The 22,898-nt window shown below is 71.0% G+C and carries 17 protein-coding genes; 9 read left to right on the top strand and 8 right to left on the bottom strand.

The features are described 5' to 3' along the window. Positions 1–50 precede the first annotated feature (50 nt). From ACMTAK_RS21675 to ACMTAK_RS21685, 3 genes are all read left to right on the top strand, one after another. Positions 51–2,510 (top strand): ATP-binding protein, encoded by a 2,460-nt coding sequence (locus ACMTAK_RS21675; RefSeq protein ID WP_413807756.1) that lies wholly within the window; start codon positions 51–53, stop codon positions 2,508–2,510. A 129-nt stretch (positions 2,511–2,639) separates the two neighbouring features. Continuing rightward, positions 2,640–5,564, top strand: a complete 2,925-nt coding sequence (locus tag ACMTAK_RS21680; protein WP_413807757.1) for an AfsR/SARP family transcriptional regulator — start codon at positions 2,640–2,642, stop codon at positions 5,562–5,564. Positions 5,565–5,777: 213 nt separating this feature from the next. Continuing rightward, positions 5,778–6,140 carry a hypothetical protein gene (locus ACMTAK_RS21685; RefSeq protein WP_413807758.1) on the top strand — a complete coding sequence of 121 codons (363 nt, stop codon included), beginning with the start codon at positions 5,778–5,780 and terminating at the stop codon, positions 6,138–6,140. A 546-nt stretch (positions 6,141–6,686) separates the two neighbouring features. On the opposite strand, the gene ACMTAK_RS21690 is transcribed toward ACMTAK_RS21685, so the two are convergent. Continuing rightward, on the bottom strand, positions 6,687–7,073 hold the full coding sequence (locus tag ACMTAK_RS21690; RefSeq protein WP_413807759.1) for a hypothetical protein: 387 nt from the start codon (positions 7,071–7,073) through the stop codon (positions 6,687–6,689). Positions 7,074–7,285: 212 nt separating this feature from the next. Here ACMTAK_RS21690 and ACMTAK_RS21695 point away from each other — a divergent pair, with 212 nt between their 5' ends. After that, entirely contained in the window at positions 7,286–9,916 is a 2,631-nt protein-coding gene (locus ACMTAK_RS21695) for a DUF6185 family protein (RefSeq protein ID WP_413807760.1), read from the top strand. On the opposite strand, the gene ACMTAK_RS21700 is transcribed toward ACMTAK_RS21695, so the two are convergent. Beyond that, the gene (locus ACMTAK_RS21700) at positions 9,906–11,525 is read right to left on the bottom strand and encodes a FadD3 family acyl-CoA ligase (protein ID WP_413807761.1); all 1,620 of its coding nucleotides are present in this window, start codon (positions 11,523–11,525) and stop codon (positions 9,906–9,908) included. The two genes, ACMTAK_RS21695 and ACMTAK_RS21700, sit on opposite strands and share 11 nt — an antisense overlap. A gap of 118 nt (positions 11,526–11,643) precedes the next feature. Here ACMTAK_RS21700 and ACMTAK_RS21705 point away from each other — a divergent pair, with 118 nt between their 5' ends. The 3 genes from ACMTAK_RS21705 to ACMTAK_RS21715 are packed head-to-tail and all read left to right on the top strand — an operon-like array spanning position 11,644 to position 14,074. Then, positions 11,644–12,810 carry a lipid-transfer protein gene (locus tag ACMTAK_RS21705; protein WP_413807762.1) on the top strand — a complete coding sequence of 389 codons (1,167 nt, stop codon included), beginning with the start codon at positions 11,644–11,646 and terminating at the stop codon, positions 12,808–12,810. Between the two features lie 8 nt (positions 12,811–12,818). After that, positions 12,819–13,310 (top strand): Zn-ribbon domain-containing OB-fold protein, encoded by a 492-nt coding sequence (locus tag ACMTAK_RS21710; RefSeq protein ID WP_413807763.1) that lies wholly within the window; start codon positions 12,819–12,821, stop codon positions 13,308–13,310. Then, on the top strand, positions 13,307–14,074 hold the full coding sequence (locus tag ACMTAK_RS21715) for an enoyl-CoA hydratase/isomerase family protein (protein ID WP_413807764.1): 768 nt from the start codon (positions 13,307–13,309) through the stop codon (positions 14,072–14,074). Before ACMTAK_RS21710 ends, ACMTAK_RS21715 begins: the two co-directional genes overlap by 4 nt. A gap of 32 nt (positions 14,075–14,106) precedes the next feature. On the opposite strand, the gene ACMTAK_RS21720 is transcribed toward ACMTAK_RS21715, so the two are convergent. From ACMTAK_RS21720 to ACMTAK_RS21735, 4 genes are all read right to left on the bottom strand, one after another. Further along, positions 14,107–14,655: a hypothetical protein gene (locus tag ACMTAK_RS21720; protein ID WP_413807765.1), complete on the bottom strand. Its 549-nt coding sequence runs from the start codon at positions 14,653–14,655 to the stop codon at positions 14,107–14,109. A 135-nt stretch (positions 14,656–14,790) separates the two neighbouring features. Beyond that, the gene (locus ACMTAK_RS21725; RefSeq protein WP_413807766.1) at positions 14,791–15,378 is read right to left on the bottom strand and encodes a hypothetical protein; all 588 of its coding nucleotides are present in this window, start codon (positions 15,376–15,378) and stop codon (positions 14,791–14,793) included. A 245-nt stretch (positions 15,379–15,623) separates the two neighbouring features. Then, positions 15,624–18,281 carry a serine/threonine-protein kinase gene (locus tag ACMTAK_RS21730; RefSeq protein ID WP_413807767.1) on the bottom strand — a complete coding sequence of 886 codons (2,658 nt, stop codon included), beginning with the start codon at positions 18,279–18,281 and terminating at the stop codon, positions 15,624–15,626. A gap of 230 nt (positions 18,282–18,511) precedes the next feature. After that, positions 18,512–19,357: a VOC family protein gene (locus tag ACMTAK_RS21735; protein WP_413807768.1), complete on the bottom strand. Its 846-nt coding sequence runs from the start codon at positions 19,355–19,357 to the stop codon at positions 18,512–18,514. A gap of 467 nt (positions 19,358–19,824) precedes the next feature. On the opposite strand from ACMTAK_RS21735, the gene ACMTAK_RS21740 reads away from it, so the two are divergent. Further along, a complete protein-coding gene (locus tag ACMTAK_RS21740) occupies positions 19,825–20,472 on the top strand; it encodes a TetR family transcriptional regulator (protein WP_044571496.1) in 648 nt (215 codons plus the stop codon). A 147-nt stretch (positions 20,473–20,619) separates the two neighbouring features. Here the strand turns inward: ACMTAK_RS21740 and ACMTAK_RS21745 are convergent, their stop codons facing one another. After that, positions 20,620–21,132, bottom strand: coding sequence for a nitroreductase family deazaflavin-dependent oxidoreductase (locus ACMTAK_RS21745; protein WP_413807769.1), 513 nt, complete (start codon positions 21,130–21,132; stop codon positions 20,620–20,622). Next, the gene (locus ACMTAK_RS21750; protein WP_413807770.1) at positions 21,132–22,547 is read right to left on the bottom strand and encodes an acyl-CoA dehydrogenase family protein; all 1,416 of its coding nucleotides are present in this window, start codon (positions 22,545–22,547) and stop codon (positions 21,132–21,134) included. The genes ACMTAK_RS21745 and ACMTAK_RS21750 overlap by 1 nt, the downstream gene beginning before the upstream one ends. Before the next feature lie 191 nt (positions 22,548–22,738). Between ACMTAK_RS21750 and ACMTAK_RS21755 the strand changes: the two genes are divergently transcribed. Next, positions 22,739–22,867 (top strand): hypothetical protein, encoded by a 129-nt coding sequence (locus ACMTAK_RS21755; protein WP_413807771.1) that lies wholly within the window; start codon positions 22,739–22,741, stop codon positions 22,865–22,867. Positions 22,868–22,898 lie beyond the last annotated feature (31 nt).

Raw genomic sequence — 22,898 nt, forward strand, 5'->3', positions numbered from 1 at the left:
CGGGCACGGCAGACTGGCCGTACAGCGAGGAAGCACGTGCGGGGGGCACCATGGCCGGCGACGAGCGCCTGGGGCGGCAGGAAGGTTCCACCGGTTCCGTACCGGACCGGTCCTGGCACGGTGAAGAGGCGAGCCTGGCCCTCGGCGAGGACCCGGACTCCGCCCTCGGCCGGACACGGCTCGAACTGGAGCTGGAGGGCGGCTACCGCGCCGATGTCGTCCGCGAGCTCCGGCCACACGTCCCCGCACGGTCCGCCACCGCGCTCTCCCGGCCCACCGCCGCCGGCCGCCCGCGACGCCCCATGGCCGACACCACCGTCGTACGCCCCGCGCAGCTGCCCGCGGCGGTGGCGGACTTCACCGGCCGCGATGACCTCGTACGGGAGCTGAACGACCGGCTCGCGACCTCCGCCGACCGGCCGGCCGCCATCGCGATCGCCGGTATCGGAGGCATCGGCAAGACCGCCCTGGCCGTTCATCTCGCGCACACCGCCCGCCACCGCTTCCCCGACGGCCAGCTCTACGTCGACCTCGGCGGCGCGGGCCCCTCCCCCGCCGACCCCGAGACCGTGCTCGGCGCCTTCCTGCGCTCACTCGGCACCTCCGACGCCGCGATTCCGGACGGCACCGAGGAGCGCGCCGCGCTCTACCGCGCGTGCCTCGAGGGCCGCCGTGTCCTCGTCCTCCTGGACAACGCCCGCGACGCCGCCCAGGTCCGGCCGCTGCTCCCCGACGACGGCGCGCCGGACAGCGTCGCGCTGATCACCAGTCGCACCCATATGTCCGACCTGGACCGCGCCCACCCGGTCGACCTGGACGCGATGAGCCCGCCGGAGGCGTTCGCCCTCTTCGCACTGATCGTGGGCCAGGAGCGGGCGACCGTGGAACGTGCCGAGGTCATGGACGTGGTGGCGTCCTGCTCCTACCTGCCGCTCGCGATCCGCATAGCGGCCTCCCGGCTCGCCTCCCGCCGCACCTGGAGCGTCTCCGTTCTCGCTCGCAAACTCGCCGACGAGCGCCGGCGGCTGGACGAACTACGGGCCGGGGACCTGGCGGTCAAGGCCACCTTCGAACTCGGCTACGGACAGCTCGACCCGGCTCAAGCCCGCGCCTTCCGGCTGCTGGGCCTGGCCGGCGGCCCGGACATCTCCCTGTCGGCCGCGGGCGCGGTGCTCGGCCTCGACGCCACGGAGACCGGCCGGCTCCTCACCTCCCTCGTGGACATCTCGCTGCTGGAGTCCGCCGTACCGGGGCGCTACCGCTTCCATGACCTCCTACGCCTCTACGCACGGGCATGCGCGGAGCGGGAGCGGCGGGCGGCGGTGGAGCGCGAGGAGGCGCTGTCCCGGCTGCTGGACTTCTACCTGGCGACGGCGGCGCGGGTGTACGCCCTGGAGCGGCCCGGGGACCGCATGGTCGAGCACCTGGAGCCCACCGGCCATCCCGGACTGCTCTTCGAGACCTCGAAAGCCGCGCTGGACTGGCTCTTCGCGGAGGCCGACTGCCTGCTCGCCTGTGTGCCCAAGTGCACCGGGGAGAGCACCCGCCGCCGCACCGGGGACCTGCTGCTGGGCGCGCTGGACCTCGCCGAGTCCGGTGCCCGGCCGCGGCAGTACGAGGCGGTGGCACAGGTGGTCTGCGACGCCGCCCACGCCGCCGGGGACTCCCGTACCGAGGCCCGCGCCCGCTCGGCACTGGGCCATCTGTACAGCTTCACGGGCCGATACGGCCACGCCGAGCGGGAGCTGCGCCGCGCGCTGGAGCTGGACGGCGACGATCCGGTGGTCGCCAGCCGCGCCTCCAATCAGCTCGGCATCGTGGCCAACGGGCTGGGGCGGCACGAAGACGCCGAGAGGTACCTCGGACAGGCCCTCGAGGCGTTCCGCGCCGATGCCAACGAGGCGGGTGAGGCGAGCGCCCTGGCCAATCTCTCCCGGCTCCACGTCAGCCGGGGCCGCACCCGGACCGGTGTGGAACTGGCCGAGCAGGGGCTCGCCATCTACCGCAGGCTCGGCGCCCCCCTGCGGCTCGCCAACGGGATGTACACCGTCGGCATCGCGCTGACGCGCGCCCACCGGCTGGAGGAGGCGTCCGTCCACCTCACCGAAGCGCTCGATCTCTTTCGCGAAGCCCGTCAGCCGCTGTGGGAGGGCATGGCACATTTCCGGCTGGCCGAAATGCATCTGGCCGCGCAGCGCCCCTCAGAGGCGGTGGCACACGCCGAACAGTCCCTCGCCCTGGGCGGTCTCGGCGGCGAGTGGCGGCGCTTCTCCTTTCTCACCGTTCTGGCGAAGGCCCTGATGGCAGCCGGGCAGCGAACCCGGGCCCAGGACTGCTGGAGGCAGGCGCGGGCCCTCCGGGAACGGCTGGGCTCACCCGAGCCCGAGGAGGTACGGCAACTGCTGTCCACATCGGCGCCGGATCTCCCGGCGGCCACGGATCCGTATACCGGCCATCGCGACGCGTACGGAGTCGGCCCTCCGGTGACCGAAAGCGACCCCTGGACCTGACGGTGCGTCGGCATTCCGAGGGCTGTGAAGTGTGGCAGGCCTTGTGGAGAGGTCCGGTCCCTACTGACGTGAGGGGTGTCGGCAAGGCAAACTGGCCCGTGCAACTGGGAGCAGAGGCAGGGGGAGACCATGGCCGGCGAGAAGGAGCGGGCACAGGAGCAGCCCTTGCGCTTCACCGTGCTCGGACCGGTACGGGCCTGGCGGGGCGACGAACAGGTGAACACCGGATCACCACAGCAAAGAGCCCTGCTCACCGCTCTCTTGCTGCGGGGCGGGCGCACCGCCACCGCCCCCGAGCTCATCGACGCCCTGTGGGGTGACGACCCGCCGGACGCCGCCATCGCGGCGCTGCGCACCTACGCCTCCCGGCTGCGCAAGGCATTCACCCCGCAATCGGACGTCCTGGTCAGCGAGTCGGGCGGGTACGCGGTCCAGGTGGGCCTCGGGGCCCTGGACACCGACGTGGCCGAGCGCCTGGTGGCGGAGGCGGAGAAGGCACGGCACTCGGGCGACCGGCCGCGGGCCCATGAGCTCATCGGCCAGGCGCTGGGCCTCTGGGACGGTGAAGCCCTGGCCGGAGTGCCGGGACCGTACGCCGTGACCCAGCGCGCCCGGCTGTCGGAGTGGCATCTCGTCCTCACCGAGACCAGGCTCGATCTCGATCTGGAGCTGGGCCACCACACCGACGTGGTCTCCGAACTCACCGCCCTCACCGCCGCCCATCCGCTCCGGGAGCGGCTGCGCGAACTGCTGATGCTGGCGCTCTACCGCAGCGGCCGGCAGGCCGAGGCGCTGGCCGTGTACAACGACACCCGGCGGCTGCTCGCCGAGGATCTCGGCGTGGACCCCTGCCCGGAACTCTCCGAGCTGCACCAGCGCATTCTGCGGGCGGATGCCGAGCTGGCCGCCCCGGTGGACGACCGCGCTCACGCGGGGCCCAGCTTCGTACGGCCGGCCCAGCTTCCCGCGACGGTGGCCGACTTCACCGGCCGGGTCGCCTTTGTCGACGAGCTGAGCGATCAGCTCGCCACCGCCCAGGGGCATGTCATGGCCGTGTCAGCGGTGGCCGGAATCGGGGGTGTCGGCAAGACGACGCTCGCCGTACACGTCGCCCACGCGGCCCGCCATCAATTCCCCGACGGCCAGCTCTACGTCGACCTCCAGGGGGCGGGCCCGGTACCGGCGGAGCCCAACGCGATCCTGGGCGCCTTCCTGCGCGCCCTCGGCACCCCGGACAACGCGATCCCCGAGGGTGTCCAGGAACGTGCCGCGCTCTACCGCTCGATGCTGGACGGCCGCCGGGTGCTCACCCTGCTCGACAACGCACGCGACGCCGCACAGGTGCGGCCGCTGCTGCCCGGTACGGAGGGCTGCGCCGCGCTGATCACCAGCCGGACCCGGATGGTCGACCTGGAGGGCGCCCACCTGGTCGACCTGGACGTGATGAGCCCGGAGGAGGCTCTCGCCCTCTTCACGCGGATAGTGGGCGAGGAGCGTGTCACCAGCGAGCGGGACGCGGCCATGGACGTGGTGGCGGCGTGCGGCTTCCTCCCGCTGGCCATCCGGATCGCCGCCTCCCGACTGGCCTCGCGCCGCACCTGGACCGTCTCCACGCTGGCCCACAAGCTCGCCAACCAGCGCCGCAGGCTGGACGAGCTGCGGGCGGGCGACCTGGCCGTGCGGGCCACCTTCGAGCTGGGCTACGGCCAGTTGGAACCGTCACAGGCGCGGGCTTTCCGACTGCTGGGGCTCGCGGACGGGCCCGACATCTCGCTCGCCGCGGCGGCCGTCGTCCTGGACATGGACACCCTCGACGCCGAGGAGCTCCTGGAGTCCCTGGTCGACGCCTCCCTGCTGGAGTCCGCGGCGCCCGGCCGCTACCGCTACCACGACCTCGTACGTCTCTACGCGCGTGACTGCGCGGAGCGGCACCAGTCGGCAGCGGACCGTGAGGCGGCACTCTCCCGGCTGCTGGACTTCTACCTCGCCACGGCCGCCCGGGTGTACGCCATGGAGCGGCCCGGCGACCGCCTGGGCGACCACTTGGCCCCCGCCAGCCACCCCGGCCTGGTCTTCCCGCATCAGGACGCCGCGCTGGACTGGCTGTTCACCGAGGCGGACTGCCTGCTGGCCTGCGCCCAGCAAGCCGTCTCGGGCAGCACCCTGGGCGGGGCGGCGGATCTGCTGCTCGCCGCGATGGACCTCGCCGAGTCCGGCGCCAACGCCCCCCGCTACGAGGCCGTCGCCCGCGTCGTCAGCGAAACGGCACACACGGTCGGCGACACCCGGGCCGAAGGCCGGGCGCGTACCTGCCTCGCCAAGGTGCGCAACCTCACCGGCCGGCTCGAGGAGGCCGACGCGGAGGCGGAACGCGCCCTGGTCCTGGGCTCCGCGGTCAAGGACCATGTCGCGATGGGGCGCGCCCTCACCGAGCGCGGCATCATCGCGCATCTCAGCCGTACCCGCTGGGACGACGCGGAGCGGCATTTCCTCCGGGCCATCGACGCCTACCGGGCCGTGGACGACCAGCCCGGAGAGGCCAGCGCGCTGTGCAACCTCTCCCGTGCGTACGTGGAGATGGGCCGCATCGACAGCGCCGTGGACCTGGCCCGGCAGGGCGTGCGGATCTACGGGAGCCTGGGGCGCACCCTGCGCCTGGCCAACGGTAAGTACGCGCTGGGTATCGCCCTGACCGGGGCGGGCAGCCTCACTCAGGCGCTCGAGCAGCTCACCGAGGCCCTCGGCCTGTTCCGTGAGCACCGCCAGCCGCTCTGGGAGGGCATGACCCACCAGCGGTTGGCCGAGGCGCATCTGTCGATCGGACGCCCCGCGGAGGCCGCCACCCACGCCGAACAGGCTCTCGCCCTGCGGGGCATCGGGGGCGAATGGCGCCGGGCCATCGTATTGACCCTGCTCGGCAAGGCGCTGCTGGAGCTCGGCCAGAACGAGCGCGCGGACGCCTGCTGGCGTGAGGCGCTGTCAATTCACCAGCGGCTGGGGACGCCTGAGGCGGAGGACGTCCGCAGGCTTCTGACCCCTGCGGCCGCCGCATAACGGCGCGGCTCGCCGACCGTTCATCAATCGTTTATCGCCGTCCGGGAGTCTTAGTAGCGGTCGACCCGTCCCCGCGGGGGGCAGACGGGTCGGTTGCGAGGTCACACCGTAAGGTGGACGGCCCTTTTGAGACATCCGTCCGGCGACCCACGGGGGAGTCGCCGGGCGGGTGTTAACGGCCTATACCGACCAAAGCATCCGATGGAGTTGATCGTGACAAGCACGGACAAGAAGCCCGAGTCCGACACCTACCGGCCACTGGAGCCCGACCCGGCGCCCTTCAATCCTCAGGACGAGGGCCACACACCGGCACCTCCACAGGTGACCACCCAGGGCGAAGGCCATACGCCCGCTCCGCCCCAGCTGATCACCCAGGGGGAGGGGCACACGCCCGCCCCGCCGCAACTGAGCACCAAGGGCGAGGGCCACACGCCCGCGCCACCGCAGCTGAGCCCCGCGGGCGAGGGCCACACGCCCGCGCCGTCGGAGCTGAGCACCAAGGGCGAGGGCCACACACCGGCACCGCCGCAGCTGAGCGCCGAAGGGGAGGGCCACACACCTTCAGCGCCCCAGTAGGAACACACGAAGCGTCGCTCATTTCCATGAGGTAACACCGCGGGGCCGATGTCGATGACGCGGAGGGGACGTCATCGACATCGGCCCCTTTGCGCGGGCCACCTCCCGGACGAGCGCCCCGGCACCACCGGGCGCACCCCTTTCCGCCAAGCTTCGGCCAGTTCCGGCCAGATGGCCGAACACATGTACCCCTCATTGTTAATTTGCAGTACAAAACAGATAATCACCCCCCGTAACGGAGGAACCGGAATGACTCGCACTACAAAGGGCATTGCGACCTTGATTATCGCCATAGGTGCCGCGGTCGGAGCCACAAGCCAGACAGCCGCATTCGCGTCTGCAAGCGATAGTCACACCCCCATCGCCGGTATGGACAGTGGTGAATCCACCACAGCTGCCGCCTCGGGCCCTCAGGGCGAGGGCCATGCCCCCACCAGCCCGCAGTAGGCGCCACGAGACACTCGTGAGCACCAAGGGGGGCCGGGCGAAACCGCCCGGCCCCTTTGCGCTGCCCCGCCCCAGGGACACGTATCGGAGTGCACCCCCTCAGCGACCGTGCCCCGGACACAGGCTGACCACATCGCACTGCAGGATCACCTCGTAGGGGCCGCCTTGGGTCTCCGCGCCCTTGGCATGCCCGATATCCGGCATGAATCGCCATTGCGAGGGCTTGACATGCCGGGTCCCGTTGGCCTTCTCCACGCGGATCTGCAGCGTGCGGGCCTCGGGGTCGTTCGTCTCGACCAGCACTTCGTCCGCGTCCAGCGGAAAATGGTCGTGCAGCAGACACAGGCCAAAACGGTCGAGGTTGCCGTGTTTCTCCAGCACTGCGACGAGGTCGCGGACGAACGCCGCGTCCCGTGGGCCCAGCCCTTCGGCTTCCTCGAACCGGGGAAGTGCAGGCCGTTGATGGGTCGCATTTTTACCGGCCATAAGCCCTCTCCTATGGTCAACGGATCAGCTTATGCATTCTTAAGGATGGTAAGTCGCCATGCGAGGTGCCGCAATCCAGAGCTGACCGCCCACCATGCGGCCAACCGATTGGACCTTTGCCTCTCGTTGCGCGTCTACACCGGTCCTGTGGCTCCCGGATGAGTAGGTATGCGCACGGCAGGTCAATCATGCGTGTGTAGCGGAGCGAGCGTATGGCGGCAAACCGGTGGCGGCGCTGGATCGGACTGTTGGTCATGACGGTGGGGTGGTGGGGGCTGTGGCCGACGGAGGCGGGCGCGACCACCTCGGACCGCTGCAAAGTTGCGGAAGCCGGAACGCCGGAGGTCGAGGCGGCGATTCGGTTCTTCCACCACGGTCAGACATTCGTCCAGGCACAGACGATCACGACCATCACCCTGCAGAGTTCATGGCCTCTGAGCGAGAAACTGCCACTCGGCGAGAAATCCGATCTGCATCAACAGGCAATGCGCTGCCTGCTGCGCGGGGAGAAGGCTTCAAAGCCCAAGGCCAAGCCCTTTTGGAAGGACGAGTGGCGCCTCCATAGTCCGGAGGTGACGAACGCGCGGAAGCAGGGGGTTACGGTCCGCTACAAAGCATTTGCCTTGATCACTCATATCGGAAAGACCTGGATCGGACCGTGGCAGATCAATGTAAGGAAACCCCGCGACCAATGGAGTGTCACTTTTCACCCGGACATACTGGGCAAGGTGCTGGCAACCGCCTACTGGAAGCAGGTGAAAGTCCGGCTTGACGGGCTTGAGGCGGGCGACGTGGGCCCCAAACCCGCCTACACGGGAAAGGGCTCCTGGATGTGGACCAAACCCTCCGACGTACGGGTCGATGTGTTCCCACCCTGGCACGCTTCCTTCGCGTTGGAGAATCGTGGGTCCACCCTCAGCACACTAGGCATCGTCTTGTGGTGGGTATGCGGCTCGGTGGCATTGGCGCTCGCGGCGCTCCGCGCCGCTCCGGGCTCGCCTTCCGCGCCGGAGCCGTCGGGGCGGTTTCGCCTGTGGTCGCCATGGCGAGCCCCTGACATCAGCGAGAGCCCCAAACGGGGCCTCACCAGGACAGCCTTGTGGTGGGCCGGGCTCAGCGCGGCTCTGGGCCTGGCCCTCGCCCTGCTGGCCCCGGGGGCGAGGACCTTCAGTCTGTGGCCCACCCTTGCCAGCATTGCCGCAGGCCTGATCCTCAGCCTCGCGGCGCGCCCTTGGCTCCCCGACCGATCAACGGATACGCCAACGTCACCGGTCGGCGAGCTGAGCCATCGGGGCCGGGCATTGACCCGCAATGTGTTTCTGACTTCCCTTGGTCTGACCGCCCTGGGCCTGGTGGCCGTTCTGACTCCTGGCGCCATGGGTCTGCCGAAAGAACTGGCACCACCCGACGGAAACGCCGCCAGGCTGATGCTGCTACAGCTAGTGATGGTGTGGGTGTGGCTGACGGCGATGGCGGCATGGTCCTGGCGCTTCATGAGAGACGGAGGGCTGGTCCGCGCGTCCTGGACAACGGCATGGGACACCGCCACCATCCGTTTCATGGCGACTGCCGTGGCCGCGTTAACTGTGGTCTCCGTGGTGATGCTGTATTCGTACCAGTGGTCCGTCGACCTGAATTGGCGACGCACCAACTGGCTCATGGAACATGACGGCAGTCATAACCGAGCACACGACCAGAATCTGGATTACAATTTGGCTGGCTTCGGGTCGATCAGTCTTTCCTGGGCCTACACCCAGACATGGATCCTGACTGGTATCGCGCTGGTAGCCCTGCTGAACAGCCGTGCCAATGTCGTGCAGTCCGGGCCGAATAAGGAGCAGGTCTCGCTGGGGCCCTCGCGCAACGATATGCGTTTGACCTCCGTGGTCTTCGCCCTCGTCGTGGCGACGCGGGTCTATCTGTTCGCAGGCTCCTCCTTGCTGTTGGCCGTCTGGCTGCTGCTGAATATCGTGGCCCTCTACACCGTGCGGGCGGTGGGCCGACGATGGTCAGTGCTCTGCCAGGCGGGCGGAGACTTCCTCACCGAGGAGTTGGGCACCGCGCAAGGCCGGCGAGACATGCTGGAGAAAGCACACCAGTACCGTAACGTCCATCAACAGTTGCGCTTCGTGGATCAGGGCCACACAGAACAGGACACCACCCGAGAGGCACTGGAGCACCGACTTCGACGGCTGCGACATTGGCGCCCTCCCGGGTATGAGCGGAACTTCCTCCCCGATCAGGTCTCTGTCGTCGATGTGGCCCTGAGCTGGGGACCGCACGACAAATGGTGGGACAACGCCTTGCACGGTGCACGCATCGCATTCCTCTTCGGAATTCCCTGCAGCGTCGCCATTGTCTGGGCGAATTACCTCAAAGACCCCAAGCAGTTCATGCTCACGAGCGCGAGCCCCAGCGGGCTGCTGGAGATCGCCACGTGGTTCCTCACCTGGCAGATCGCATGGGCCGGGGTCGGCCTGGTCCTGGGCGCGCTGTGGCGCGTGATGCCCGGCCATCGTGGGCCCATGCGTGCGTTGAGCCTGACCATCGCCTATGCCATCCCCATCGGCGTCGGCGCCCTGGTCAACCGCATCACCGATACAGAGCTCGGCAATGCGGTCCTCAGCATCTCCCTCATGCTCATCGTTCTGACCCTCACCAGCCTCTGGATGGACATGGCGACCTTCAGCGGAGAGAGACAACTGTGGCCGACGCGGCTGAGTCTGCTGCTGTCGATCTACCAGGTGCGCACCCTGTCCGTGCAGGGCGCCTTCCTCATCGGCCAACTGGCCCTCGCGGCTGAGATCTGGAACAACCTCGCGGGCCCACCACTCAAGCCTTAGCGGCCCCGTTCCAGCCCGCCCGCAGCTTCGCCTTGAGGACCTTGCCGCTCGCGTTGCGCGGCAGTTCGGGGAGGAACTCCACCTGCCGGGGCACCTTGTAGTTGGCCATCTCGCGGCGGGACCAGGCGATCAGGTCGTCCGCCGTCAGCGTCGAGTCCGGGCGGCGGACCGCGTAGGCCTTGGCCACCTCGCCCAGGCGCGGGTCCGGGATGCCGATCACGGCGACGTCGGCCACGTCCGGGTGGCGGGCGATGAGTTGCTCGATCTCGGCGGGGTAGGCGTTGAAGCCGCCGACGATGAAGAGGTCCTTGATGCGGTCGGTGATGCGCAGATTGCCCTGCTCGTCGAGCACCCCGACATCGCCCGTCCGCAGCCAGCCGTCGGAGGTGATGGTGCGGGACGTGGCGATCGGATCCTCGAAGTAGCCGGGTGTGACGTGGTAGCCGCGGACCCAGACCTCGCCCGCTCGCCCCGGGGGGAGTTCGCGCCCGGCGTCCGTGGCGATCTTGATTTCGGTGTCCGGGATCGCGCGGCCCGCCGTGCCTGCGACCACCTCGGGCGGGTCGCCGCGGCGGCACATCGTGACGGTGCCGGACGCCTCCGTCAGACCGTACGCCGTCAGCACGGTGGCGACCCCCAGATCCGAGCGCAGGCGCTCCACCAGCTCCAGCGGGACGACGGCGGCGCCGGTGACGACCAGGCGCAGGGTGGACAGGTCGTGGGCGGCGCGGGAGGGGTGGTCGAGCAGGGACTGGTGGAGGGTGGGCGGGCCGGGGAGGACGGTGATGCGCTCGGCCGCGATATTGGCCAGGGCCGTCTCCACGCTGAAGACCGGCTGCGGCACCATCGTGGCACCGCGGCTCAGACAGGCGATGATGCCCGCCTTGTAGCCGAAGGTGTGGAAGAACGGGTTCACGATGAGATAGCGGTCGCCCGCCGTCAGCCCCGTGATCTCGCTCCAGGTGTCGAAGACCCGCACGGTCTGGGAGTGCGTGGTCACCACGCCCTTGGGGTGGCCGGTGGTGCCGGAGGTGAAGGTGATGTCGGAGGGGTCCGCGGGGCGCACCGCCTGCGCCCGGGAGCGGACCTCCCCCGGCGGCACGGCGTCGCCCAGCGCCAGGAAGTCCTTCCAGGTGCGGAAGTCCTCCGGGCCGTTGTCGGCGAGGACGACCACCTCCCGCAGATAGGGCAGGCCCGGCAGCGGGCCGTGGCCCGGCCCCTCCCCCGCCGCCCGGCGCAGCGACGCCACATACGAGGTGCCCAGGAAGGTGCCGGTGATGAACAGATGCGTGGCCCGGGTGCGGCGCAGCACATACGCCGCCTCGCCGCCCTTGAAGCGGGTGTTGACCGGGACCAGCACCCCGCCCGCGGTGACCGCGCCGAGCGCCGCCACGATCCAGTCGGTGGTGTTGGGCGCCCAGATCGCGGCGCGGTCGCCCGGTTCGAGGCCCGAGGCGACGCACGCGGCCGCGGCGCGCTCGATCCGGGCGCCGAGCTCCGCGTACGAGATCCGGGCGCGGCCCTCGACGACGGCCTCGTCCGGGCCGTACCGCTCGACCGCCGCCCGGATCAGGGCCGGGATGGTGTGCCCCTGCCGCATCTGTTCCATCGGACCGCTCCCCTCCCCGGAACCCGGGACGGACGACCCCCCACTAGCTGACTACCCGTCAGATTAGCGGTAGCCTTCCCCGCTGTCAGCACCGGTGAACGCGACCACGGAGGTGGCCATGGGGGCGGCAAGGGCGACGGCGACCTTGAAGGACGCGACGGCGATAGCCGGTATCGGGCAGACACCCTTCGCCAAACACCTCCCGGAGTCGGAGAAGACCCTCGCCTGCCGGGCGATCCTCGCCGCGCTCGACGACGCGGGCATCGCCCCGTCCGAGGTGGACGCCTTCGCCTCGTACACCATGGAGGAGACCGACGAGGTCGAGATCGCCAAGGCCATCGGCGCCGGGGATGTGACCTTCTTCGGCAAGGTCGGCTACGGGGGCGGCGGTTCGTGCGCGACCGTCGCGCATCTGGCCGCCGCGATCGCCACCGGGCAGGCGAGCGTCGGGGTGGCCTGGCGGTCCCGCAAACGCGGCAGCGGGCCGCGTCCCTGGACCAACACCCAGGTGCAGCTGCCCACCCCGGCCCAGTGGACCCGGCCGTACGGGCTGCTGCGCCCGGCCGATGAGATCGGGCTGCTGGCCCGGCGCTATATGCATGAGTACGGCGCGACCCGCGATCACTTCTTCAATGTGGCGCTGGCCTGCCGCAACCGGGCCAATCAGAACCCCGCCGCGATGATGTACGACCGCCCGCTGACCCGCGAGATGTATATGACCGCGCGCTGGATCAGCGAACCGCTCTGCCTCTTCGACAACTGCCTCGAGACCGATGGCGCGCTGGCCTGTGTGCTGGTGTCGGCCGAGCGGGCGCGCGACTGCCGGCAGCGGCCGGTATACGTCCACTCCGCCGCCCAGGGGCTGCCCGCCCAGCACCACGGAATGGTCAACTACTGGAACGACGATCCGCTGACCGGCCCCTCCTGGACCGCCGCCCGCCGACTGTGGAAAACCGCCGACTTCGGACCGCAGGACGTGGATGTCGCACAGATCTACGACGCGTTCACCCCGCTGATCCCGCTCTCCCTGGAGGGCTACGGCTTCTGCGCCCGCGGCGAGGGCGCCGCCTTCACCGAAGGGGGCGCACTGGAGATCGGCGGACGGCTGCCGCTCAACACCGGCGGGGGCGGCCTCAGCGAGGCGTACGTCCATGGCTTCAACCTCATCACCGAGGGGGTCAGACAGCTGCGCGGCGCCGGCACCGCCCAAGTCCCCGGCGCCACGACCTGCCTGGTCACGGCGGGTGAGGGAGTTCCCACATCGGCCCTGCTGCTGAGGAGTTGAGGGACGGCATGACACAAACGGAAACGACTACGGCCGCGGGTGGCGGGGGCGACCGGACCGAGGCCGACGGGCTGCTGGCGCCCGTGCCCGACGACGACGGGGCGCCCTTCTTCGCCTACGCGGCGCGCGGCGAACTGCGCGTCCAGTGCTGCGCCGACTGCGGCGAACCGCGCTTTCCGCCCCGGCCCTGCTGCCCTCACTGCCAGTCCTTCGAGAGCCTGTGGAAAAAGATGAGCGGCCGTGGCCGGATCTGGTCGTATGTGCTGCCCCATCCCCCGCTGTTGCCCGCCTACGCGGCACAGGCGCCGTACAACGTCCTCCTCGTGGAGCTCGCGGACGCCCCTCGCATCCGGCTGGTGGGCAATCTGGTCGCCTCCGCGGACGCCGCGCTGAACTCGGTCCCGCCCGAGCGGATCCGTGTCGGCGCGCCCGTGAAGGCGGCCTTCCATGAGACGGACGGCGGGCTCACGGTGGTGCGCTGGCTGCTGGAGCGGCCATGACGGTCCGCATACGGGTGGAGCAGGACGGCGTCGCGGTCGTCACCCTCGACCGGCCCGAGCGGCACAACGCCATGGACCTGGACACGGCCTCGGAACTGACCGCCGTATGGCGGCGCTTCCGCCGGGACGACGCGGTCCGGGCCGTGGTCCTCACCGGCGCGGGCGGCCGGGCCTTCAGCACCGGCATCGACCGCTCGGTGGAGGTCGCGCAGCCGTCGTCGCCCTACGCGATGGACGATCCGCTGCGCACCGTCGGGCCCAAGGCGAACGACCTGTGGAAGCCGGTGGTCGCTGCGGTGGCCGGGATGGCCTGCGGCGGGGCGTTCTACCTGCTGGGCGAGGCCGAGTTCATCGTCGCCGACGAAACGGCGACCTTCTTCGATCCGCACACCAGCTATGGGATGGTCAGCGCCTATGAGGCCGTCTATATGGCGCAGCGGATGCCCATGGGCGAGGTCGCGCGGATGGCGCTGATGGGGACGGCGGAGCGGCTCTCGGCCCGACGGGCGTATGAGACGGGCCTGGTCAGTGAGGTGACCCCGGCCGGTGAGGCCCTTACGGCGGCCATCCGTGCCGCGTCGGTCATCGCGTCGTACCCGACGGAGGCGGTGCAGGGGACCGTAAGGGCGCTATGGGCGGCGAAGGAGGCGGCGCTGGCCCAGGCGCTCGCACAGGCCCCGCAGTTGATCGCGCTGGGCAATCTGCCGCCGGGGCGCCAGGCCGCGCTCTTCGCGGCCCGTACGCCCGGCTTCCGCACCCGGTGAGGCCGTACGCCTCGGATCGATCGGCTCGGGCCTCAGGTGGAGCTCGGGTACTTGAGCGCCGAGGTGACCTTGCAGGTGAAGGACGTCTGCTCGGTGAGGGTGCGGTAGGAGGTGGCGCTGAGGGTCTGACTGCTGCCGGACGCCACGGTGACGGACTTGTAGTCGGAGCCCAGCAGGCTGCCGCCGTTCTGGTCCTCCCACTCGATGGTGATCGAGTAGTGCATGGACTGCGTCTCGGGGTTCCTGAGGTTGAGGGTGTACTGGAACGAACGGGTCGACTCGTCGTAGTCGCAGCCGGTGGCGGTGATGTCGTTCGTGCCGTCCGAGTTGTAGGTGGGCGGCGCGGAGTAGGTGTAGGAGGGCGTGGGGGCGTCGTAGGACGGCACATCGGAGGGTGCGCCGCTGGGCAGATCGGTGGGCACTCCGCTGGGGAGGTCGGTGGGGCCGGACGCCGGGTTGTCGTTGCCCCCGCTCCCGCCCGAGACGAACCCCCCGAGGCCGCCGTCGTGGCTGCCGCCCTTCTTCTTTCCGCAGCCGGTCAGCGCGATGAGCCCGACCAGGGCGACGGCACATATGCGCATGGAGCGGCGTTGCATGGTATTACCCCCGTTGAAAAGGCACATTCAAGCCAACCGTGGCCGGTTGACAAGTGCACGCCACCCTAGCAACGGGTTTTGCTACCCCAAAGTCACCTGCGGACGTGCCTGTCCCGGCTCTCAGAGCACGGAGACGACCTCACACCGCACTACGGTTCCCACGACCGAGGGATCGTCGAGCGGCACCCTTACGGTCCGCGTCTTCCCCGCGGGGACCCGCGCATCGGCGCGGCCGGAGGTGAGGGTCGTGCCGTCCTGGTCCTTGAAGTTCATGTCCACGAGGTAGGTGTCGGCCGCGCCCGAGCGGTTGCGCACCTTCACGGTCGCCGCCGGACGGCCATCCTTGTCCTCGCCCTTTTCGGCGTCCTTACCCTTTCCGGCGCAGCTGACGACCGTCGCCTGAGGCTCGTGGGGCGACGCCGAACCGCCCGAGGAACCGCTGGAGGCGCTGTCGCCGTAGTCGTCATCGTCGTAGTCGCGGTAGCGCGAACCGCCGGAGCCCGCACCGGTTGTGGAGCTCTCGTCGTCGGAGTCCGAGTAACCACCCGAGCCGGAACCGGAATCGGAGCCCGACCCGGACGAGTGGTGCGAGGACGAACTGGAGCAGCCGCCTCCGCCACCCCCGTGGCCATGGCCACGCCCCTTGAACCCGGTGAGCGCCACCAGCACCACGGTGAGCACGGCCGCCAGCCGTAGACCACGCCGCATGACAGACCCCGTTCCCCCGAAGACCGCGCAGAGTTACCCATCGACCTCCCGGCTCCCAGGAGGTCGATGAACGCCCGCAACCGTAGCAGCAATTGTCAGGGACACGGCCTGCGACCTGCTGTCTCCGGCGCGTGGCAGCGTCACCGCCACGTCGCGCCGCACCTGCGACCTGCCGCCTCGCCGCGTCACCGCCACGTCGCGCCACCCCGGGATCGGTCTGCCACGCCGCGCCGCCCCGGGATCGGTCAGGCCCGGCCGCCCGACGGGCGGGACTGGCCCGTGCCTTTCACCGCGTCCAGCGCGTAGACGCAGCGGTCCTTGCTGCACGCGTACACCACGCCCCCGGCGGCCACCGGGGATCCGGTGATCTCGCCGCCAGTCGCCAGCTTCCAGCGCAGTTGTCCACCCGCCGCGTCCACCGTGTAGAGGCAGTGGTCGGCCGAGCCGAAGTGGACGCGGCCGTCGGCGACCACCGGCGAGCCGATGACCTCGCCGCCGGCCGCGAACCGCCACTTGGGCGTGCCGGTGACCGCGTCGAGCGTGTAGAGCGCGCTGCCGCTGCCCAGATGGACCGAGCCGTCGGCCACCAGCACCGGCTCGATCGACTGCCGGGCCTCGGTGGCGATGCGCCAGCGGTCGCGGCCGTTCGCCGCGTCCAGCGCGTACACCGTGCCCAGATAGTCGGCGATGTAGACGCCGCCGCCGGTCACCGCGGGCCCCGGCGCGTACGCGGGGGCGCACAGGAAGACGGCGGGCGCCTCGAAACGCCACCGCACATCCCCGCGGGCGATGTCGAGCGCGAGCACCCGCGTGCCCGCCGAGACGTAGACCACCCCGTCGGGCGCCGCCAGCAGACGCAGCGGCACCCCGCCGCACGACGCCGCGTCGCCCACCGGATACGACCAGCGCTCCGCGCCGGTGCGCGCCTCCAGGGCGCGCAGCCGCGCGTCCGCCCACACATACACCGTGCCGTCGTGGACGGCAGGGCCCGACTCGGGCGTCTCGAAGTCGGTCTGGAGGCCCTGCATCTCCCACAGCAGCTCGCCGTTGGCCGCCTCCCACGCCTGGACGCCACCGCCGCGCGTGCCGGTGACGACCGTGCCGCGGTCGACCTTCAGGGAGTAGACCCAGCCCTCGGTCGACAACCGCCAGCGCTCGGCGCCGTCCTCCGCGTCCAGCGCGTACAGCGTCGGACCGTCGGAGGCGTGGATCCGGCCGTTCGCCACGGCCATCGCCCATGCCACGTCGCGGGTCTTGAACTGGCGCCGGCCGGTGCCCACGTCCAGCGCGTGCACCTCGAACGAGGTCACGTACAGCAGCTCACCGGCGACCGCGGGGGTGCCCCAGACGTCGTTGGACATGCGGAACCGCCACGGGCGCCAGCGGCCGTGCCCGGCTCCGCCGGGCGGCTCGGGCGGCTCGGCCGACGGGGAGTGGGTCGGCGGCGGGACGGCGGCCGTGCCATCGCCCCCGTTCAGCCCTCCGCTCGTCACCCCGGCCGGCGGGCGCACCCAGCCGGTGGCGGGTCCGGTGCCGTGCTGCGCCTGCGGGTCGCGCGCGTCGGCGGCCCGGAGCCCCGGGCCGATCGGCACCTGCGAACCGGGCAGCCGCACCGACCCGTCGGCTCCTGCGGGCGCCGGGGCGGGCGCCGCGGCGGCGGACGGGGCCGCGTGCCGCCCGGGCCCGATGGAGCCCAGCGCGCCGGGCGGGCTCGCGGCCTCCGGCGCGCGCAGGCCGCCACGCGGATCGCCCACGCCCACGGGCTCCCAGCCACTCGGACCGCCGGGTCCGCCCGGGGCCGCGCCGTGCCGCCCGCCATGGCCGTCCGCGGCGGCTCCCGCGGCCGGGGCGTACGAGGGCGGCGGCGTGGGCGGGCGCTCCGGCGGAAGCGGCGCGGAGGGGCGGCTGCCCGCGCTCGCGGCGCTTCCGGCGTTCCCCGCGTCTCCGGCGTGTCCGCCGGGGCGGCCGCCTCCGGCCGCGGGCCGGGAGGAGCCGCGCACCTGGTTGCGGCCGCTGCGCTTGCGCTCGATGAGCGCGACGGCACCGGGCGGCAGCCAGGCCGAGGCCGTACCGCTGTCGTCGGCGTTGGAGGCGAACAAATGCGGGGCCAGCTGGGACTGGAGATCGGCCGGGGACGGCCGCCGCTCGGGCTCCATCTGCATGCACGACTCGATCAGCGGCCGCAGCTCGTCCGGCAGCCCGGCCAGATCGGGGCCCTCGCGCAGCAGCATGAACACGGTCTCCACCGGGTTGGCGCCGTGGAAGGGCGCGTGTCCGGTGGCCGCGAAGGTCAGGGTCGAGCCGAGCGAGAAGATATCGCTCGCGCCCGTCACACTGCGTGAGTCGCGCGCCTGTTCGGGGGACATATAAGCGGGGGTGCCGACCGCGACGTTGGTCATCGTCAGCCGGGTGTTCGAGACACCGGAGGCGATACCGAAGTCGATCACGCGCGGGCCGTCCTCGACGACCAGCACATTGGACGGCTTCAGATCCCGGTGGACCAGGCCCGCGCCATGGATGGACTGCAGCGCCTCGGCGACCCCGGCCGCCAGCCAGCGCACCGCCTGGGCCGGCATCGGCCCGCACTCGTTGACGATTTCCTCGAGGGAAGGCGCCGGCACATAGGCCGTGGCCAGCCACGGCACCGCGGCGCGCGGATCGGCGTCCACGACGGCGGCCGTGTAGAACCCGCTGACCGCGCGGGCCGCCTCCACCTCACGGGTGAATCGGACACGGAACAGCTGGTCCTCGGCGAGCTCGGTCCGGACCGTCTTGATCGCGACCCGTCGGCCCGAAGCCGAGCGGGCCAGATAGACCAGCCCCATGCCGCCCGCGCCGAGACGTCCCAGCACCTCGAAAGGGCCGATCCGCCTCGGATCGTGCTGCGTCAGCTGCTCCACCACTTGCCTGCCACCTCCCCGTGGGGGCTTGAAAAAATACAGCCCCGTGCAGCGTCTCACCGACAAACCAACCGGCGGCACGCATCCTGCATTCTCTCTGGCGAAGGCGGCGGTTGCGAACCCGGGGGCGAATCGTCGTGTCATCGGGCGATACGGAGCCGGGGTCCGTCCGGTTCGACCGGGGACCATCCAAGTGCCCGCAGGCCCGTATCGCCCAGTTATTCGCCCCGGGTTCAGCCCGCCGTCGAGGTGTCGATGACGGCGAAGGCCGCGCCCTGATTGTCCACAAGGACCGCGAAACGCCCGTACGGCGTATCTTCGGCGGCCTTGAGAACCCGCCCGCCCAGCCTGTGGGCCGTACGCAGCGCCTGATCGCAATCCGCCACCACAAAGTACGTCAGGAAGTGGGCGGGCAGAACGGCCGGGTACTCCTCACCCATCACGACGCGTCCGCCGATCGCGTGACGGGGATCGGGGGGCTCTCCGCGCGGCGTCCACAGGACCACGTCGGCCGGTGAGCCCTCGGCGGAGGGCGGTGCGGGGGACGCGCCCGGGGGCGGCGTGGAGGGCCCTGCGGACGGCGGTGCGGCGGGCGTCATCTCGTAGCCGAAGACCGCCCGGTAGAAGGCGTCCACGGCGCGCGGCTGACGCGTGTGGACCTCGGTCCAGCCGTACGAACCGGGCGTGCCGCGCCGCGCGAAGCCGGCGTGGCTGCCCGCCTGCCAGATCCCGAAGACGGCGCCGCCCGGGTCGGCGGCCGTCGCCATGACGCAGAACTCGTCGATCCACACCGGCGGGGTGATCACCCGGCCACCGGCCTCGCGGATCCGTACGGCGGTCGCGGCGGCGTCCTGGGCGGCGAAGTAGATGTTCCAGACCGTGGGCATCCGGCCGTCCGGCTTGGGCACCAGCCCCGCGACGTCCTTACCGCCGAGGAGGGCCCGGGTGAACGTGCCGTATTCGGTGGCGATCTCCTGGAAGGTCCAGCCGAAGAGCTCACCGTAGAAGCGCCGGCCCGCCGCGAGGTCGGACAGCAGCACATCCGCCCAGCAGGGCACGCCTTCCGCGAATGCCGCCATGGCCCGGATCCTCCCGCGTCCCTCGGTCCTCGGTCCTCGGACTTGCTCGCCTCGGACTTGCTCGCCTCGGAGCCCGCTCACCTCAGAGCCCGCTCACCTCGGAACTTGCTCACAGTCCGTTTGGAGGTAGTTGGCGCGTGTTTGGAGCCGCTTGGTTCGTTCACCTCACTTGCCACGCTAACGGGGGATCGCCCGGTCTGCTCGCCCCGGAACTCGAAATATTTGGCCAATCCTTTTGGCTCGGAGACGGATCCGACCTCGTCATCCACCGTTGTTATCCACAGGCTGTTGATAACACGATTCACACGCGTGGGTGAGCGGTGATTGAGGGCTTGACGACTGTGGACAGGGGCCGGAATCAGCCATTCCAGCCTGCTCAGCGAGGTTCACAAACCTCCTCATCCCGCCCTAACCCCATTTGCACGCAGCCGAATCGCGCTCCGATCACCCCTCGGTAAGCTGACGGCATGACAGGACAAGTACGCACAGTCGACGGGCGGGTGGCCGGTCGTCGCGGGCAGGCGACGCGGCAGAAGCTGCTCGACTGCCTCGGCGAGATGCTCAGCACCTCCCCGTATCGAGACGTCAAGGTCATCGATGTCGCACGTAAGGCAGGGACCTCGCCTGCGACGTTCTACCAGTACTTCCCCGATGTGGAAGGCGCGGTCCTCGAGCTCGCCGAGGAGATGGCGAAGGAGGGCGCGAGCCTCACCGATCTGGTCGCCGACCGCTCATGGGCCGGCAAGTCGGGGGCGACCACGGCGGAGGACCTGGTCGAGGGGTTCCTCTCCTTCTGGCGCAAACACGACGCCATCCTGAGGGTGGTCGATCTGGGTGCCGCCGAGGGTGACAAGCGGTTCTACAAAATCCGCATGAAGATCCTCAATTCCGTCACCAACTCCCTGACGGACGCCGTCAAGGAGCAGCAGGCCAAGGGCCGGATCGACGGGGACCTCAACCCTGGGGCCATCGCGGGCTCGCTGGTCGCCATGCTGGCGGCGGTCGCGGCGCACCAGAAGGGCTTCCAGAGCTGGGGCGTCAAGCAGGCCGACCTCAGGCCGAGCCTGACCTGGCTGGTCCACCTCGGCATCACGGGCCGCAAGCCGCCGAAGTAACGAATCCGCACCCTCTTCCCCAGCCTCCCTCCTCCCTCCCCCGGCCTCCCTTCCCCGGCCCCTTCCGGCCGCCTGCCCGGCCGGGCCCGCACGTCCTGTCACGCCGCGGCGGATCACTCTCCAGTGATCCGCCGCGGCCCTTTGCGGTCACTGGTTGGTCGGCCCGGACGGACCGGCTCCGCCCGCCTCGACGCGGTGGAGGCGGAAGAGGCGGATCTCGCGGTCCACCCGGGACTGGTAGGTCGCATAGGGAGGCCAGAAGGCGAGGACCGCGGCCCAGGCCGCCTCGCGTTCGGCGCCCTCCAGGAGGCGTGCCCGGACGTCGATGTCCCGGCCCCGCCAGCTGATCTCCGCTTCGGGGTGTTTCAGGAGGTTCGTGGTCCAGACCGGATGGCCCGGACGGCCGAAGTTGCTGCCGATCAGGATCCAGGTACCACCCTCCTCCGGCATGCAGGCCAGCGGCGTACGGCGGGGAAGCCCCGACCTCGCGCCGCGCGCCGTAAGGATCACGCCCGGCAGCATCCGCGCGCTCGGCAGCACCTTGCCGCGGGTCAGCCGGTGGACGGTGCGGTCGAACGCGGGGATGACATGGGGCGCGACCTTGGCGAAGGCGCGGGTCGAGGACACCTTGCGGACCAGCTTCACGCCGTAACCGGCCATCAGACCGTCACCGCCTTACGCAGCCCATCTCGCCCGTCCGGCCCATCTCGACCGTCACTCCCGTCGCGCCCGTCCGGCTCATTGTGCCTGCCATCCCCGTTGGGACCGCCGCGCCCGCCGCTCCTCCCGCTTCCGTCGCTCCCTTCATCGCCGCCGTAAGGAGCGCGATCAGCCGCGCCGAAGAGTCCCTCCCGTTCCGCGGCCCGGGCCCGCAACCGGTGGACGGGGCCGAAGAGCAGCTCGTCCGAGGCGGCCCGCTTGAAGTAGAGATGCGCGTCATGCTCCCAGGTGAAGCCGATACCGCCGTGCAGCTGCACCGCCTCGGACGCCGCCGTGCGCTGCGCCTCCAGCGCCTGCGCGAGCGCCAGCCCGCCCGCCACCGCGGCTTCCGTACCGCCAGTACCGCCAGTACCGCCGGTACCGCCCGTACCGCCCTCGGTCGCGGCCCATGCCGCGTAGTACGCCGCCGAACGGGCCGCCTGCACCGCGACGTACACGCCCGCCAGCCGGTGCTTGACCGCCTGGAACGAGCCGATGGGACGGCCGAACTGCTCACGCGCCCGCACATACTCGACCGTCCGCGTGAGGGCCGCGTCCGCCGCCCCCACGGCCTCGGCGGCTAGCACGGCCCCGGCCGCCGTACCCACGGCCGCCAGCGCCTCGGCCACCGCTTCCCCGCTCCCGCTCCCGCCGTCGTCCACCCCCAGCAGCTCGGCCGAGACGTTCCGCAGCTCGATCCGGCCCTGCGGCCGGGTCGCGTCGAGTGCGGTCAGCCGGGTGCGGGCCAGGCCGTCCGCCCCGGCCCGGACGAGGAACAGCAGCGTCCGCCCGCGCGTATAGCCCCCGGCGCGGGCGGCGACCAGCAGCAGTTCGGCGCTGTGCCCGCCCGGCACCTGCTCCACCTGCCCGTACAACCGCCACCCCGTGCCGCCGTCCCGGTCCGGGCGCGCCTGGACACCTCCCGCGCGCCCCCCACCGGCCCACGCGCTGTCCCGCGCTCCTACGAGCCCCAGCGCTTCGGGCAGCGCGCGCCCCGGCACCGCGAGCGCCGCCGTAAGGGCTCCGTCCGCGATGCGCGGCAGCAGCTCGGCGCGCTGCGCCTCCGTCCCGAGCGCTGCGACCAGGGGCGCGGCGAACACGGCGGTGGCCAGGAGCGGTGAGGGGAGCAGCACCCGTCCGGTCTCCTCACAGGCCAGCGCCAGTTCGGTGACGCCGCAGCCGACGCCCCCGTACGCCGTCGAAAGGGCGAGACCCGGCAGCCCGAGCGTCCGGGCGAGCCGCCGCCACAGGGCCTCGTCATAGCCGGGCGCGGTCTGGACCGCCGCCCTGACCTCGTCCGGCCCGCACCGCTCCCGCAGCAGAGTGCGCAGCGTGCGGCGGATCTCGTCCTGTTCCTCGGTGAACGCGGCGTCCATCGGCGAGCACCTCCGTTTTCTGACGGGCCGTCATACTAGGGACGAGCTCCGGACTTTCCCACCCCTCCCGCCCCATCCACGGCTAAGCTGCTGCCGCCCCACCACGTTCCTCCCCGCATCCTCCGCCGGAGCGCGACCGGACCGGCGGTGGCCCTGTCCTCCGGGGCCTGTCGGAGGAGCGAGGAGGGGTAATGGACGATCGGAGCACGCAGGAGACAAGCGACGCCCGGTGGACCGGCCCGGACAAGTGGCAGGTCGTGATCGGAGTGCTGAGCCTTCTGGTGGCGATCGCCGCTTGCGTGGGGCAGTTCCTGCGGTAACCGGGCGCCTCACGCGTGGTCCGGACGGGGC

Origin of the sequence: Streptomyces lacaronensis, from assembly GCF_047337785.1 — a bacterium.
GTDB lineage: Bacteria > Actinomycetota > Actinomycetes > Streptomycetales > Streptomycetaceae > Streptomyces > Streptomyces lycopersici.